We start from the raw sequence: 14,777 nt of genomic DNA, 5'->3' as shown, positions 1-14,777 counted from the left end.
AGTCTATGTTTCGATATGTCTCTCACGAGAGAGTGATCGATCCGCTCAGAGGAAATCGTTCAATCCCGACTGGTCGTCGTCCGGTTCCGTCGTCTCCGCCGTCGACTCGTCCGCGTCCGCTGCCGCGCTCGAGTCTCCCGAACTGCTCTCGCCGTCCGTTCCGCTCGAGGCCGCGAGGGTTGCTTGATCGTTCTCGCTGTCGTCGCTGTCGTCGCTGTCGTCGCTGTCGTCGCTGTCGTCGCTCGAGGCCGCCCCGTCGCCCGCATCCTCGGCCTCGAAGAAGGCGCTGCCGGAGTGCTCGACGGTCTCCTTCTCGCGCCGCTCCTCGGCGTCCTCGACGATCGACTGGACTTTGTTGGTGTCTTTCCCGCTGCCGGTGACGAAGGAGACTTCCTTCTCGTCGAGTTCGTAGGTGGCGGCCGTGCGGACGGTCAGCTCGCGGTTCTTGCAGTGGTGGGTCATCGCCGAGAGGAACGGAAGGATCTCCCGGCGAGCGGTCCCGACGCTCGTCCCTTCGCGCTCGGCGATGCGCTCGGCGATCGCGTCGCGCGTGTTGCGTTTCCCCTTGCTGCTGCCGAGCTTGCGCCAGTAGCTGGGCGGCCCGTAGCGGGTCCAGCCGCCCTTGGGCTCGCGCCGGGAGGCGGCGACGCCGGCGGTCATGTTGTCCGTCGCGTACCGCCAGAACGAGTAGTTCTGCGTCGAGCGCACGCGGCCGAGCCAGCGGTCGGCGTTCGCGAGAAACTCGTAGGCGTCCGCGAGTTCGGCCCCCTCGTAGTCCTTCGGGACGTTGTCCTCGATCCAGTTCAGCATCTCGTCGGGATTCTCGTCGACGTCGTAGGAGGCGCGCAGCGCGCCCTCGGCGTCCTCCTCCTTGATGAGCGTATCGAGGAAGTCGAAGATCCCTTCGGTGGTGTCGCGCTCGCTCGTGACCACGTCGTCGACGGTCAGGCGCTCGGTGTCCTCCGCAACTGCCTGCAGGTCGTTGACCGCCGAGCGCAGGTCGCCGCTGGTCGACTCGGCGATCTTCTCTAAGGCTTCCTCTTCGAACTCGACGCCCTCGCGCCGGCAGATGTCCCGGAGGACGGGGACGATCGAGCGCTTCGAGACGTCGCGGAACTCGATCGTCTCGCAGGCGTTCCGGAGGGAGTTGCTCATGTCGTAGAACTCGTTTGCCACGAGGACGATCGGCTGGTTCGCGTTCTTGACGACCCGGGTAACCTCCCTCGAGCCGCCGTAGTCGGCGTTGCCGTGGAAGTTGTCCGCCTCGTCCAGAATGACCAGCCGGCGGCCGGACTCGCCGCCGGTGAGCGTGCCGCTCTTGGAGGCTTCGCCCGCGACGCGCTCGATGACGTCGGCCCCGCGGCTGTCGCTGGCGTTGAGTTCCATGACGGGCCAGCCCATGTCCGCCGCCAGCGCGTGGGCGGCGGAGGTCTTCCCGACGCCGGGGCTGCCGTGGACGATCACCGCGTCCCGGTGCTCGTCCCAGGTCTCGGCCCACTCCTCGAGCTGGTCGCGGGCCTTGTTGTTCCCGCGTACCTCCGACAGCGTCGTCGGACGGTACTTCTCGGTCCAGTCGGTCATTGACTCGTCGTAGGGGTGAGTCGCGTTTAGTGGTTGCGGAGCGTCACTCCTCGGCGACGGATTTCAGGGTTACCCGCGGCGACGGTATCGACGTCGCCGCGTACCGCCACGAGGGTGGCGGCGTTCGTGACGACGCGTTCGGTGTCGCGGTCCTCCCGAGAGGCGACCACGAGGAGAGAGAACGACAGTAGATTACGCAGCGGGGAGCGTGAAGAAGAAGGTCGATCCCTCGCCGGGCTCGGACTCGACCCACATCTCGCCGCCGTGGCGCTCGACGACCCGCTGACAGAGCGCCAGTCCGATCCCCGTCCCGTCGTACTCGTCGCGGCTGTGTAATCGGTCGAAGATATCGAAGATCCGGTCTTGATTCTCCGGTTCGATACCGATTCCGTCGTCGCTGACCGAAAGCACCCACTCCCGCTTTCGACGCGTCGCATCGATCCGGATGCGAGGAGGCGACCGCCCGCCGTACGTGATCGCGTTGTCCAGCAGGTTCTGGAGGACTTGACGGAGTTGGTTGCCGTCGCCCTCCACGCGGGGCAGGTCGCCGGCCGTGATCTCGGCGTCGGCGTCCTCGATCCGGAGCTGGAGGTCCTCGAGTACGTCGTCGAGCACGGTCTCTAACTCGATCGGTTCGAACGGATCGCCGCCGGTTTCGACCCGCGAGTACGCGAGCAGGCCGTCGATCATCTCGCGCATGCGGTCGGCGCCGTCGACGGCGTACTCGAGGAACTCCTCGCCGTCCGCGTCGAAGGCGTCGCCGTACTGCGTGTCGATCAGTCGGAGGTAGCTCGAGACCATCCGCAAGGGCTCTTGCAGGTCGTGTGAGGCCGCGTAGGCGAACTGCTCTAAGCGCTCGTTCGAGGCCTCGAGCGACCGTTCCCGGTGTTCTCGCTCGATCTCGTAGCTCACCCACTGCCCCATCAGCTCGAGGAACGTCCGCTCGGTGTCCGTGAACTCGCGGTCGCGCGGTTCGGTGCTCCCGACCCAGAGCGTCCCGTACGGCGTCGGGCCGTTCGTCACCTTCGTCCCGAGGTAACAGGCCAGTCCGTGCTCCCGATAGATCTCGTCGTCTTCCCACTCTGTCCCGCGGACGTCCGCCATCCCGACCGGTTCGTCGCTCTCGATCGCCCGCCTGCAGTAACATCCCTCTCCGGGATCGGTCCGTCCCTCGTCCGACCCGTCCCCGTACCCGATGGTACACTGGTTGTGGAATTTGTCGTCCCGCGCCGGGAGATGCGTCAATCCGGCCGCGTCGAGACCCATCCACTCGCACCCGAGATCCAGCAGTTCCTCGAGCTTCGTTTCGAAGTCGAGTTCCGGCTCGGCGGTGATCTCGTGGCTTTCCCGGAGGAAGCGCTCGCGCCGCTGGAGTTCGACTTTCGCGTCGGTCTGGTCTCGAAGCGCCTCGAGCTGGCGATCGACCTCGCGGGCGGTCTTCTCGGGGCCGAAGAACTCGCCGGGCGGCGTGTAGTAGACGTTGTAACTGACTCGCTCGTCGTGGATGAGGAGGGGATGGGTGCTAACGACGTCGTGGATGACGTCCGACGGGAATCGGTTCCGATTGTACTGGCAGAGCGCGATGCCGTCCGCGTCGTCGAAGAGATAGTTCGCCTTGGCTTCGCACTTCACGAGTTCCTCGCCCTCGGGGTCTTCCTGCAAGACGCTGCTCATCTCGCCGGCCATGCGGAGCGCCTCGTACTCCTCCGTCGCGTCCTCGATCGCGGCGTCGATGAACGCGACCGTCTCGTCCGCGTCGAACGTCTCGTTTCGGAGGTAGGTTTCCGTCTCGTCGTGAACGGAGAGTTGGCCCGAATCGAGGGCGGCGTCGACGTCGATTCCGCGTTCGCGCATCGCCTCGAGAACCTCCTCGCGGGAGTTCTCGGCGGTGATGTACAGACACCGCTCGTTGCGCTCGAGTCCCTGCCGGAGAAACGGAATGACGGCGGCGAACTGCTCCTCCTGGGACTCGTAGATGAGCGCGAAGTGGTCGTTCGCGTGGACGTGCTCGTGGTCCTCGAGGGGTTCGACCGGCCCGCGGAACTCCGGGCTCGACTGGAGCGCCTCGAACGCGGTCGTGATGGAGCCTGATTCACTCGCTGCGTCGTTTCGGAAGGCGTTTCTGCTCATACGCTACTCCTCTCGAGCCGGATCGTCGCGGGTTCGAATCCGCACAGATAGAGACTGAAACGAATGGCGGAGCAGACTGGCTGTTTGGCTACAGCCGCTGACTCGATTGAAAGCATCCGAGCGGGAATCATACGGCGAACAGAGGCCCGCAGAAGGGAAAAAGTCGTCGTGGTTTCTGTTCGCACAGTGACGGGATGGTTTCACCGTCTCCGTCGATCTGTATCGGCGGGACGGTACCCCTACGTCAGCGAGGCAACGCTTCTTAACGGGCTCAATTCGGTTTGAACCGTCGTCCGAGTGAGTCGCGTTCGTGGTTGGAGGGCGTCACTTTCCGCCGAGGGCTACATGTCGAGACGAGGCGCGCGGCCGCTGCCCGCTCGATCGAGTCAGAACAACGTATTAGTGGCATCAAATTTCTACCTTTTGGGCATGTCGTACGAAACGGTCTACGAACTCACCGAGTCGAACTTCGGCGACCTCCACGAGCGCTACCGGAACTACGCGTGGTAGGACGACCGCACTCTCGAGGACGTTCGCACGGCGATCGAAAACACCGACGCGGTCGTCGGTCTCCGCGACGAGCGGACGGGCAAGCTCGTGGCCGCCGGCCGCGTCCTCACGGACTTCGTCTACTACGGGAAGATCTACGACGTCCTCAGAAGCGCTTTGCGCGTCTGATGGGCTGCACGAGAGCTTTGCTCTCGTGAACGTTATCGTCGCCGAACCTCGACGCGGCGACGGACTCGGCCGGGACTTGCTCGAGGCGATCGTCTCGCACCCCGATCTCGCTGACCTCGAGGTGCTGACGCTGGACTGTCGCGAAGGCTTGGTCCCCTTCTACGAGGACTGCGGATTCGAGCGCCACGAGATGATCGCCGAACTGCCGGACGGCGGCGAGGAGAACCTCGTTCCGATGCGGTACGTTGGACCCGAGTCAGATACGGAGTCAGCGTGATGCCGACGGACCCCACCGCACGCGGACGCGCCGTTCAGCCCCTCGTCTCCGCTTCGGGCGCCTCGGCCGGATCGACGACCTCGCCCGTCTCGGGGTAGACGCCAACCTGCTCGCAGAGATCGGCCATGGGACACGCCTCCGGATCCTCGAGGCAGGCCGGCTTGCGCGCCGAGCAGTACTCGCGGCCGAACTGGATCGACGCCGTGTGGCCGAAGCCGCACTTCTCGGCGGGCACCTCGCGCTCGAGAACGGCCCGGACCGCCTCGTGGTCGGCGTCGGCCGGCGCGATGCCCAGCCGGCGGTAGATCCGGTGAACGTGCGTATCGACGGGGAAGACGCCGCCGCGGCCGCCCGCGAACAGGAGCACGCAGTCGGCGGTTTTGGGACCGACGCCGCGGACCTCGAGCAGCGTCTCGCGCACCTCGGCGGGATCTTCGTCCTTGACGAACTCGTCGAAGGCGGCCGCAGAGCCGAACGCCTCGAGGACCCACTCGGCCGTGTCGATGATGATTTCGGACTTCTGGTTGTAGAGGCCGGCGGGCTGGATCGTCTCGGCGAGGATCGACTGTTCGGCGCCCGCGAGCGACTCCGCGAGATCAATTCCTTCGCCGTCGTAGCGCTCGATCAGCGCGTCGTGAGCCGGCTGGCTCGCCTTGTCGCTCGTGTTCTGGCTCAGAATCGTCCGTACGAGGCAAGTGAAGGCATCCCGCCCGCCGTAGGTTTTCTGCCAGTACAGTTCCCCGAGTCGATCGACGATCTCCTCCGCGCGCGTGTCGGCGGTCGCGGGATCGAACTCGGCGGTGATGCCGCCGCCCGCGGTGCCGCCGCTGATGTTGACGGCGGGTTCCTCGTCGGTCATGCGCGCAGGTACGGCCCGGACGCACGTGTGGATACCGGATTCATTCTGTACAACCGAGGAGGACGGCTCCGTTTCCCTGCTCGAGGGAGCACGCAGAACAGGTGCTGAGTCGATTCGAGGTTATGAGAAGAGCCCAAACGAGATTATCGCCGCTGTCGGGACGGATCGGCGACCTTACAGGCGAACTTCTCACCGCACTTCGAGCAGGTGCCCGATCGATCGTATCCGTCGTTCAGGGTGCCCACCTCCGTTTTCGTTCGCTGTACCTTTCGATTGATATCGACGAACGTCTTCTCGGAGCAGTGAGGGCAGACGACCCGTTGTGACATACTCTCCGATTGACGACATCCCCCATTTATTGTTTCGGCCACTGGACAAACAGCTGAGACGACGAGCTGTCGAGATCGCCCGACTACTCGACGGTGATGGTCACCGTCGCCTCGGCCCCGTCGGCCAGCGCCTCGACCAGTTCGCGGTCGAAGCCCTCGGCGGCGAACGCGGCCCCGTTCATGATCGTCCGATCGTCGACGTACTCGCTCGTCCGGCCGACCGCGCTGCGCTCGTTGGTGAACTCGAGGTCGGGGTCGCCCCGACCGACGACGGAGTCGCGGTGGCCGTCGGCTTCGATTTCGAACGTAATCGTGGCCTCGCGGTCCTGACAGGCCGCAATGAAATCGGGGTCGAAATCCGCGGGGGCGCGGTCGGCTTCGATCGCGAGAATACAGTCGCCCGCAGGGGTGAGATAGTCGTCGGTCGTTACCTCGAACGTGCTCGCGTGCTCGGCGGAGACGTTCTCGTGCCCGCGAGCGTGGATGATCTCTTCCATGCCGAGCGGTTCGTGGCCGATCGGAAAACGGACTCGAATTCCGCCGATCCCGTCGCCGGTGTGGACGGACCCTCGTACCTCGTGATCGCCGCTCGAGTCAGGCACCGGCGCGGTAGCCGGATCGAAACGCTCGGACGATCGCACCGAGTACGTTGCCGATACCGACGGCGAGGTAGACGGCGAACCCGACCGGTGTCCCGGCGAAAACCGTCGCGTAACTCCCGGTGAGCAGGCCCACAAACCCCGCAGCCAGCATCGTCAGAAGCATACAGCCCCCGATAACGGCGGTGTCGTTCATACGACGTACTGTCAGACGGGTTAGAAAATGGTCCCGGTCGGTCAGGTCGGGGTTCAGCGCCCGATTAGAGCAGGCTCGCGCCGTCGAGCTCGCCGCGGCTGTACTCGACGTCCATCAGGTCGAGGATCGTCGGCGTGATGTCGAACAGGTCGGCATCGCCGATGGTCGCGTCGGGGTGGTCGATGTACAGCGACGTGTTGTCGAAGCTGTGCATTCCGTTGCGCGGGCCGGTGTCGAAGATTTCGGCGTCGCCCTTGAAGCCGGATTTGAGGTCGAAGCCCTTGTTCGGAATCGCGACCAGGTCCGGCGCGATGTCGTCGTGGTCGCCGCGGAAGGCGTCTTCCTTCTCGACGACGCGGTCGACGACCTGCCGGCCCTCGGGCCCCTCGAGCTCGAGCAACTCCGACTTGAGCTGGTCGCGGACCTCGTCGTACTCTTCTTCGGGGACGGAGCCGCGGGGTTCGCGGCCCTCGAGGTTGATGTAGAAGCGACCGGGGATGAACGAGTAGGCCTTCGTGTCGTCGGAAATGTCGCCCAACTCCTCGGGGTCGTCGGTCTTGAAGGAGAGCCAGCCGTTCTCTCGGAGCCACTCGTTGAAGTGGACCTCGTAGTCCAAGCTAGTAAAGCCGTGGTCGGAGGCGACGATCATGGTGACGTCCTCCGGCAGCGACTCGCGCAGGCGGCCGATGTAGTCATCGACCTTCTGGTAGAATTCGATGAACTCGTCCTTGTACTCGCCGTCGCGCTCGTAGTCCTTGAACAGGAAGTGGTTGACCCGGTCGGTCGTCATGAAGACGCCGAAGAAGAGGTCCCAGTCGTCCTCCTCGATGTAGTGGCGGAACGCCTCGAACCGCGCGTCGACGGTCGCGTGGGCGTCCTCGATGAACTCCGACTTGTCCTCCTGGTGGCCGAGTTTCGGGTTGACGTCGATCCGGTAGTCCAGCCCCTCGAGGTACTCGCGGACGTCGTCGGGGTGGGCGGCCTTCTCGAGGCCGGGCGAGAGGAAGCCGGAGACCATCCGCTGGACGTTGCGCTCTGGCGGGAACGTGACGGGGACGTTCATCACGGTGGCCTGACGGCCTTCCTCCTGAACGCGGTCCCAGACGCGGTCCGCCTGAACGTCTCGCCCCATCGGCACGTACGTGTCGTAGGTTCCGACTTCGCGGTCTTGGAACCCGTAGACGCCCGTTTCGCCGGGATTGACGCCGGTGGTTAGGGACGGCCAGCAGGCGCTGGATTCGGGCGGCACGATGCTCGAAATCTCGCCTGCGGTTCCGTCGTCGGCGATCGCCGCGAAGTTGGGGAATAGATCCTCGTTCTCTGCTAAGAGACTATACGGCACACCGTCGACGCCGATAAACGCGACGCGGGGAGCGTCGTCGCCCCGCAGTCGATCGAACAGACCCATAGGCGGTGGTTGTTCGAGCGCATACAAGAAGGTTCGTTTCGAGACACTCTTTTGAGAGGGTGTGCCACCGAATAACGTGGTCTGGGTGGCCAGGGATGACGGGCTACGACGGGTAGGACGATTCGGATCTAAATCGCCGCGGCGACCGGCGACTCGAGGCGATGGGGCAACCCGCGATTAGTCGTCGCGTTCGCCGTCGTCCGCGGGCGGCTCGAAGTTCGCAGGGACGACCGTCAGGTGGTCGATCCCGACGCCGTCGGACGATTCGGGCGCGTCGTGAGCGGAGGGCGTGGATGCTGCCATAACAGATACACGTACGTCACGTTCCCCAATAAAATTACCCATGCTCATAATGCATGTGACCCCGGCGGCGGGATAACTGGCGGGTATCCGGTCGTGGGGCGATCAGTTTTATATCAAACACGCGAGTGGAGGGCGGTGTACGCGTTCGAACCCAGGAGCGGCGTACGAGGGACACTCGAGATGAACGGACTCACCGTCATGTTACAGAAGGGCGGCGTCGGCAAAACGACGATCGCGACCAACCTGGCCGATCGGCTCGCGGCCCGCGGCCACGAGGTGGTGCTCGTCGACGTCGATCCGCAAGGGAGCGCGACGGAGGCGCTCGGCTGCGGCGACGCCTACACCGCCGATACCCACCTGGCACACGTCCTCGATCCGGACGATCCGTCCTCCGCGAGCGATCTGCTCCGGACGGACACCGAGCCGTGGGGCGTCGATCTCGTCCCCTCGAACGCGGCGCTCCACCAGGTCAGCGCGACGATCCAGACGGCCGACGACGGCGAAGCGAAACTCTACCGCTCGCTCGTCCGTCCGCTGTCGGACCGGTACGACTGGATCGTCTTCGACGCGCCGCCGACGATCGGCCCGCTCGCCGACGCGGCGCTGGTCGCGACGCGGCGAGCCGTGTTGCCGATGCAGCTGTCGAAACCGAGCGCCGACGCGCTGGTGCGAACGGTGACGAACCAGCTGTTTCCGCTCTCGGATCGCCTTCCCGACTCGGACCCGATCGAAATCCTCGCGATCGTCCCTAACCGCGTCAAGGGGGACAACGAGGAACGGCGCGTCCTCGAGGCGCTCGAGGACAGCCAGTTCGACCGGTTCCTTCCGGGGTTCGCCCGCTCGAGTCACCTCGAGCGAGACGACTCGCCGGGGCCCGGCATCCGCGAACGGATCGCGTTTCGGCGAGCCTACCGGGACGGGGTGTCATTGGCGGCTCACGACGAAACGGTCGACATGATCGATCGGTTCGACGCGCTGGCGGCGCTGGCCGACGAGACCGTCAAACCGGACGAAAACGAATAACGAGTTTCGGAGACGATTCGAGCGGTTACTGGAAGTTCTCTTCGTAGAGCTCCTGGGCGTGCTCGATCGCGTCGTAGGCAGCCTGTTTGTCCTCCCAGCCCTGCGTCTCGACTTCCTTGCCCTCCTCCAAGTTCTTGTAGGTCGCGAAGAACTCGTCGATCTCGTCGAGTTGCTGCTGCGGGATGTCCTCGAGGTCCTCGATGTGGTCGTATCGGGGGTCCTCGCTGGGGACGGCGATGACCTTGTCGTCCTGCTCGCCGTCGTCGTCCATCTTCATCAGGGCGACGGGACGGGCCTCGATGACGCAGCCCGGGAACGTCTGATCCTCGACGAGGACGAGGACGTCGAAGGGGTCCTCGTCGTCGTAGTACGACTGCGGGATGAACCCGTAGTCGGAGGGGTAGTGGACGTTGCTGTGGAGCACGCGGTCCAGCACGACGCCCGGAACGTCCTTGTCGTACTCGTACTTGTTGCGCTCGCCCTTGAGACACTCGACGACGGCGTAGATCTCTTCCGGCGGATTCGGTCCAGTCTCGAGGTCTTCCCAGAGGTTGACCATGTACGTGAGACTCCACGGTCGATCAAAAAGTACTTTCGTAATCGATTCTCACTTACATGTGACGGCCACCAGACAGCCGAAAGACACGTATTGGACGACAGTAACCGTCCACTACTGCGCCATCGGGGTATCGATGTCTAGCTGACTGATACCACTGAATGGTTGGCAAGTCTTAAATAGTCTGGTGACATTTGCACACGTATGTCAGAGGCACAATCAATCACCGGCGAACAGGGCATCGCACGCGAACTTACCGCATTCCAGACGAATATCCTCGTCATCCTCGCCAAGGAGCCGATGTACGGCCTGGCGATCAAGCGAGAACTCGAGGAGTACTACGGGACCGAGGTCAACCACGGTCGTCTCTACCCGAACCTCGACGAGCTCGTCGAACTCGGCCTGGTCGAGAAGAGCGAACTCGACAAGCGAACGAACCAGTACTCGCTGACCGACGACGGCTACGAGGCCGTCCTCGACGGCGTCCGCTGGACGCTCTCGAAGGTCGTCACGGGCGAGGATCGCGCGGACGAGATCCGCGAGATCGTCGACGAGAGTCTCGAGAACTAAGATCGACGACAGCGGTTCGACGACCACCAGCGACGAATCGCGAGCGACCTGATGCGGCCTACGAGTCGAATTCGGGCACCGGCTCGTCGGCCGCGTCGTACACGAGCGCGATCGATTCGTCGATCACGTCCTGCTGTTTTTCTGACGGCCACGCATTGCGGACGTAGTAGTCGGTCCGAAACTCCCGGAGTTCCGATCCCGTGAGCGATTCGATCGGCTTCGCGTAGTGGTTGCCGACGAAATCGGCCAGCGTTTCGGCGTTAGCGCCGTGGACGTCGCCGTGCTCCTCTCTGACTGCGGCGACGAGTTCGCGGTTGTGTTCGTCGACGTCGTCCCAGTCGTCCGGATCGCCGGTCCCCTCGAGCGGAATTTCGACGGCCCGCGAGAGGTCGTCGATCCGGTCGGTTCTGATGACGCCGGCCTCGTCGTCGTGCCACTCCTCGGGGTGGAGCACGAGCGTCGCGTCGTCTTCCTCGCGGATCCGAGACGTGAAATCGTGGTCCTCGAGAATGTCGTCGCGCCGCTCGGCGTAGGCGTCCGCCTCGTTGTCGTCGACCGCCGCTCGCTCGAGGTGGGCGAGTCGTTCGGCGTCGTCGACGACGTCGTCGGGGAGTTCGTCGGACTCCGTATCGGCGCCGCTGCCCGTGTCGGTTTCTCCGTCCGGCTCGTCCGGGGATCCGTTCGAGTCGCTCGTCGGCATTGGTAGTACGTCGCGATTAGCGCCAGGGCCCTATCACGGCGTCGCCTCGGGCTGGGCGGCCCTCTCCTTCCCCGGCGTCCCTCAGACGCGATCGACGACGACCCCCTCGGCCATCCGCGCGAGGACGACGTAGGGAACGAGCGCCCGTCGACCGTTCGCGTCCAGATCGACCGTGATGCCGGCGTCACCGTCGTCTTGCTCCCGCTCTCGTTCTCCCCCTCGCTCGAGGCCCTCGAACTGCTCGTAGAACGCGCTCGCGATGTCGCGAGCGACCGCCTCGTCGTCGGCGTCGTCGACCTTGTTGACCAGCGGAACGACGGCCGCGCCTTCGGGCGCTCCCTTCAGTCCCCCCTGCTCGCTGGCGAGGACGGCCGCGACGTGTACCGGTTCGATGACGTCCCCCACCTCGATGTCCAGTCCCGTATCGGCAGCGACGGCTGCGACCCGTTCCGGGCGGTGGACGACCTCGTCGGTGAGCGGTTCGCCGACGACGTGGGCGCTGGCGATCGGGACGACGACGTCCGTCGCCGACGGAATTTGGGGTTCCCGGTCGTTCGGCGCCTTGAACTCGCGCATGCGGGCTCCGTCGGCCTTGATCAGTACCGGGCCGTCGTGAGCCTCGATGATCCGGTCGACGGCGACGGTGTCGTAGCCGAGGTAGCGCGAGTCGCCCTCCCGTTCGGGCACGAGCCCGAGGGGGAAATCCGCCGGCTCGGCCGACCGAAGCGCCTCGAGGGGCGACTCGGTCACGGCGACGCGGCTCACGGCGGAGTCGAAGATCGGAATGCGAACCGACGCGGTGACGACGGCCCGCTCGAGTTGCTCGGCGAGGGTGTACAGCGTGGTCTTCTTGCCGCCGGCGCCGACGACGGCGACTGCGGCGGTCGGATCGAACCGTACCTGCTCCCGTTGCTCCTTCGCTCCGTCTGCCTCGTCGACGGCGACGCAGAGGGCCTCGGCTGGCGTCATTACGCCCGCGTTCGCCGGCGAGGACCGTGAGCCTATCGAACTACCGGACTACCGAACTATCGAGCTATTGAGCTACCGAACTATCGAACCGAAAGATCCGACCCGCCGCTGGCCTCGCTGAACTCGAGTTCCAACTCGAGTTCGCGCTCGCGCTGGGCCGTGAACTCGATCTCGACCTCGATCGGATCGCGGTACTCGAAGGGGATCTCCCAGTCGTCGCCCGTGATCGTCACCCGCGTGTCGGCCTCGAGCTGGTCCGCGAGATCGCGGAGGAAGGCGGCGGTTTCCGTCCGCGAGAGGTACACTTCTCGCTCGAAGAACCCGTCGGTGATCGTGCGCCGGTCGCGGTCCCGATCCTCGGGGATGTTGACCCGATCGGACATGAGAGTTCGTACCACGGTCGGCGGCATAAACCTGCACCAACGTACAGGAACTCGTGTAGGTACGCGGTCCGTACCGGCGAAATCCTTCTCAAGGCGGCCGTCGAAGGGGGTGGCATGTCGCTGACCCTCATCGAGGCGTTAGGAAACGGCACGCGCCTCGAGATCCTCCGCGAACTCTCCCGGGAACCGAAGTACGTCACCGAACTCGCGGAGGCGACCGGAATGGACGGGAAGACGGCCGTCCACCACCTCTCGACGCTCGAAGAGGCCGGGCTGGTCGACCACTACATGCGGGGCAACCGGAAGTACTACGAACTGACTGCGGCCGTCGAGTTACAGATCGCGCCGCCGCCCGAACGGACGTTCGTCCTGCAGGCCGACGACGTCGATGGGGATGCGCCGAACCGCTAAGCTAGAGTCGTCGGTCCGCGGAACGCTCGAGCGCGTCTCTCGCAGGATAACTGTCTCGGTCGGGTGACTGTCGGTGTGATCGGGCCGAGCATTTAGAGTCGGTCCCGTAGTGGTAGACGGTATCACATGGTGTCGAATGACCGAATTCCCGTCACCGTCGTCAGCGGCTACCTCGGCGCGGGGAAGACGACGCTGCTCAACCGCGTGCTTTCGAACCCGGGCGACCGACGGATCGCGGTGATCGTCAACGACATGGGCGAGGTAAACGTCGACGCGGATCTCATCGCGCGAGAAAACGAGGACGAGGGAATCGTCGACCTCTCGAACGGCTGCATCTGCTGTCGGTTGCAGGACGACCTCCTCACAGAGGCGGCCGAACTCGCGGAGAGCCGGGCGTTCGACTACCTGCTGGTCGAGTCCTCGGGGATCAGCGAACCGATCCCCGTCGCGCAGGTGTTCACCGAGGGGACCGAGGACAGCGACGTCGACCCGACGAATCGCTTTCGGCTGGATACGATGGTGACCGTTCTCGATACGTACGGGTTCTGGAAGGAGTTCGACGCCGGCGCGGCGCTGCCCGAGGGCGCCCAACCGGACACCGACCGGCCGCTGAGCGACGTCCTCGTCGAGGGCATCGAGTTCTGCGACGTCCTCCTCTTGAACAAGACCGACATGGTCCCCGACGACGTCCTCGAGGAGATCGAGGCGGTCGTCGAGCAGCTCCAGCCGCGGGCGAAGCGGCTTCGAACGACCTATTCCGAGGTCGATCCGGACGTCATCCTCGACACCGGCCGGTTCGATTTCGAGGCGGCGAAACGCTCGCAGGGGTGGAAGCGCCACCTGCGCGGAGAGGGACACGGTCACGGCGCCGAACCCGACGATCACGACGAGCACGACGCCGCGGAAACGGCCGCCGACCGCCACGGCGTCTCGTCGTTCGTCTTCCGTTCCGACCGCCCGTTCCATCCGGAGCGGCTCGCGGACTGGCTCGAGGAGTGGGACGGCTCGATCGTCCGCGCCAAGGGCGTCTGTTACGTCGCGAACCGCGAGGAGGTGATCGGCGTCAGCCAGGCCGGGCCGTCGGTCAGCGCCGGCCCGATCGGCGAGTGGCGGCCGGACGACGACCGCGGGACGCAGTTGGTGTTCATCGGCCGGGAGATGGACGAGGAGCGGATTCGCGACGAACTCGAGGCGTGTCTCCTCGAGGGTGACAAACCGGACGCGGCGGAGGCGACGGACGCGGCCGATCCGTTCCCGCTGTAGCCGGCCGCCCCGCGACTACGACTCCAGTTGCTCGCTGAGTTCCTCCCACGACTCGTGAAAGCCGTGGGTCGACCGGTCCGCCGTCCGGTCGGGGAGGGCGTCCTGATAGACGTCGTCGTACTCGAGGAGCCCCGTCCAGCCGTCGTGGTAGGTGTAGCTGCAGTACTGGCACATAGAATCTGCTACGTCGGGCGACGGGATATCCGTTTCTCCGTGCGCGGTCCCGGCCGTCCTCGCGCTCGAGCGTCCCGGTCTCGACTGCAGCGCCGGCGGACTCGCGCGGCGGTCGGGGATCGAACGGGGCGGGCCAGACGAGCTGGGGCCGGATCCGGAGCCGGAAGAGCTATAGCCTCGCGGTAGAGCGACGATGCGTATGCATCGACGAGGGAGCTACGTTCGGAACGCAACCGACGCGGTCGACCGAGAGTGCGACCACTGCGAGTGGTACGGGGTCGCGAGTTCCTATCCGAAGCTGATCAAGCGGTATCAGGATCACCTTCGCGACGAACATCCCAGAGTCTGGCTGCGAAGCTGACGCCGCG

20 protein-coding genes are annotated in these 14,777 nt (G+C 65.1%); 7 read left to right on the top strand and 13 right to left on the bottom strand.

The window, feature by feature from the left end:
- Nucleotides 1–45: 45 nt before the first annotated feature.
- Nucleotides 46–1,581, bottom strand: coding sequence for a replication factor C large subunit (locus HALXA_RS00905; RefSeq protein WP_013878410.1), 1,536 nt, complete (start codon nt 1,579–1,581; stop codon nt 46–48).
- 29 nt (nt 1,582–1,610) lie between these two features.
- On the opposite strand from HALXA_RS00905, the gene HALXA_RS21895 reads away from it, so the two are divergent.
- The gene (locus HALXA_RS21895) at nt 1,611–1,772 is read left to right on the top strand and encodes a hypothetical protein (protein ID WP_171814651.1); all 162 of its coding nucleotides are present in this window, start codon (nt 1,611–1,613) and stop codon (nt 1,770–1,772) included.
- A gap of 1 nt (nt 1,773) precedes the next feature.
- On the opposite strand, the gene HALXA_RS00900 is transcribed toward HALXA_RS21895, so the two are convergent.
- A complete protein-coding gene (locus tag HALXA_RS00900) occupies nt 1,774–3,711 on the bottom strand; it encodes an MEDS domain-containing protein (protein ID WP_013878409.1) in 1,938 nt (645 codons plus the stop codon).
- Nucleotides 3,712–4,414: 703 nt separating this feature from the next.
- On the opposite strand from HALXA_RS00900, the gene HALXA_RS21890 reads away from it, so the two are divergent.
- Nucleotides 4,415–4,666, top strand: coding sequence for a GNAT family N-acetyltransferase (locus HALXA_RS21890; protein WP_049895023.1), 252 nt, complete (start codon nt 4,415–4,417; stop codon nt 4,664–4,666).
- A gap of 34 nt (nt 4,667–4,700) precedes the next feature.
- Here the strand turns inward: HALXA_RS21890 and HALXA_RS00890 are convergent, their stop codons facing one another.
- From HALXA_RS00890 to HALXA_RS22635, 6 genes are all read right to left on the bottom strand, one after another.
- Entirely contained in the window at nt 4,701–5,525 is an 825-nt protein-coding gene (locus HALXA_RS00890; protein ID WP_013878408.1) for an endonuclease III domain-containing protein, read from the bottom strand.
- Nucleotides 5,526–5,668: 143 nt separating this feature from the next.
- The gene (locus HALXA_RS22830) at nt 5,669–5,854 is read right to left on the bottom strand and encodes a hypothetical protein (protein WP_013878407.1); all 186 of its coding nucleotides are present in this window, start codon (nt 5,852–5,854) and stop codon (nt 5,669–5,671) included.
- 83 nt (nt 5,855–5,937) lie between these two features.
- Nucleotides 5,938–6,351, bottom strand: a complete 414-nt coding sequence (locus HALXA_RS00880) for a DUF371 domain-containing protein (RefSeq protein WP_013878406.1) — start codon at nt 6,349–6,351, stop codon at nt 5,938–5,940.
- A 97-nt stretch (nt 6,352–6,448) separates the two neighbouring features.
- Nucleotides 6,449–6,649 carry a hypothetical protein gene (locus HALXA_RS00875; RefSeq protein ID WP_013878405.1) on the bottom strand — a complete coding sequence of 67 codons (201 nt, stop codon included), beginning with the start codon at nt 6,647–6,649 and terminating at the stop codon, nt 6,449–6,451.
- A gap of 64 nt (nt 6,650–6,713) precedes the next feature.
- Entirely contained in the window at nt 6,714–8,057 is a 1,344-nt protein-coding gene (locus HALXA_RS00870; RefSeq protein WP_013878404.1) for an alkaline phosphatase family protein, read from the bottom strand.
- 177 nt (nt 8,058–8,234) lie between these two features.
- The gene (locus HALXA_RS22635; RefSeq protein WP_013878403.1) at nt 8,235–8,360 is read right to left on the bottom strand and encodes a hypothetical protein; all 126 of its coding nucleotides are present in this window, start codon (nt 8,358–8,360) and stop codon (nt 8,235–8,237) included.
- 180 nt (nt 8,361–8,540) lie between these two features.
- Here HALXA_RS22635 and HALXA_RS00865 point away from each other — a divergent pair, with 180 nt between their 5' ends.
- Nucleotides 8,541–9,383: a ParA family protein gene (locus HALXA_RS00865; protein ID WP_013878402.1), complete on the top strand. Its 843-nt coding sequence runs from the start codon at nt 8,541–8,543 to the stop codon at nt 9,381–9,383.
- Nucleotides 9,384–9,408: 25 nt separating this feature from the next.
- Here HALXA_RS00865 and HALXA_RS00860 read toward each other — a convergent pair whose 3' ends face one another.
- Nucleotides 9,409–9,942: an inorganic diphosphatase gene (locus tag HALXA_RS00860; protein ID WP_013878401.1), complete on the bottom strand. Its 534-nt coding sequence runs from the start codon at nt 9,940–9,942 to the stop codon at nt 9,409–9,411.
- A gap of 201 nt (nt 9,943–10,143) precedes the next feature.
- On the opposite strand from HALXA_RS00860, the gene HALXA_RS00855 reads away from it, so the two are divergent.
- On the top strand, nt 10,144–10,509 hold the full coding sequence (locus HALXA_RS00855) for a PadR family transcriptional regulator (RefSeq protein ID WP_013878400.1): 366 nt from the start codon (nt 10,144–10,146) through the stop codon (nt 10,507–10,509).
- Between the two features lie 58 nt (nt 10,510–10,567).
- Here HALXA_RS00855 and HALXA_RS00850 read toward each other — a convergent pair whose 3' ends face one another.
- The 3 genes from HALXA_RS00850 to HALXA_RS00840 form a co-directional block, all read right to left on the bottom strand.
- Entirely contained in the window at nt 10,568–11,209 is a 642-nt protein-coding gene (locus HALXA_RS00850; protein ID WP_013878399.1) for a DUF7108 family protein, read from the bottom strand.
- Nucleotides 11,210–11,290: 81 nt separating this feature from the next.
- Nucleotides 11,291–12,178, bottom strand: a complete 888-nt coding sequence (gene yqeC / locus HALXA_RS00845) for a selenium cofactor biosynthesis protein YqeC (protein ID WP_013878398.1) — start codon at nt 12,176–12,178, stop codon at nt 11,291–11,293.
- Between the two features lie 80 nt (nt 12,179–12,258).
- Complete coding sequence (locus tag HALXA_RS00840; RefSeq protein ID WP_013878397.1) at nt 12,259–12,561, bottom strand: amphi-Trp domain-containing protein; 303 nt, start codon at nt 12,559–12,561, stop codon at nt 12,259–12,261.
- Nucleotides 12,562–12,681: 120 nt separating this feature from the next.
- Here HALXA_RS00840 and HALXA_RS00835 point away from each other — a divergent pair, with 120 nt between their 5' ends.
- Nucleotides 12,682–12,972: an ArsR/SmtB family transcription factor gene (locus tag HALXA_RS00835; RefSeq protein ID WP_049895372.1), complete on the top strand. Its 291-nt coding sequence runs from the start codon at nt 12,682–12,684 to the stop codon at nt 12,970–12,972.
- A gap of 126 nt (nt 12,973–13,098) precedes the next feature.
- The gene (locus tag HALXA_RS00830; RefSeq protein ID WP_013878395.1) at nt 13,099–14,235 is read left to right on the top strand and encodes a CobW family GTP-binding protein; all 1,137 of its coding nucleotides are present in this window, start codon (nt 13,099–13,101) and stop codon (nt 14,233–14,235) included.
- Between the two features lie 15 nt (nt 14,236–14,250).
- Here HALXA_RS00830 and HALXA_RS21885 read toward each other — a convergent pair whose 3' ends face one another.
- Entirely contained in the window at nt 14,251–14,409 is a 159-nt protein-coding gene (locus HALXA_RS21885; protein ID WP_013878394.1) for a hypothetical protein, read from the bottom strand.
- Between the two features lie 199 nt (nt 14,410–14,608).
- Here HALXA_RS21885 and HALXA_RS21880 point away from each other — a divergent pair, with 199 nt between their 5' ends.
- On the top strand, nt 14,609–14,770 hold the full coding sequence (locus HALXA_RS21880) for a hypothetical protein (RefSeq protein WP_171814648.1): 162 nt from the start codon (nt 14,609–14,611) through the stop codon (nt 14,768–14,770).
- Nucleotides 14,771–14,777: the final 7 nt, after the last annotated feature.

Origin of the sequence: Halopiger xanaduensis SH-6, assembly GCF_000217715.1 — an archaeon.
Classification (GTDB): Archaea; Halobacteriota; Halobacteria; order Halobacteriales; family Natrialbaceae; genus Halopiger; species Halopiger xanaduensis.
Note: the sequence above shows the minus strand (reverse complement) of the source record. Positions and strands in the feature narration are given on the sequence as shown.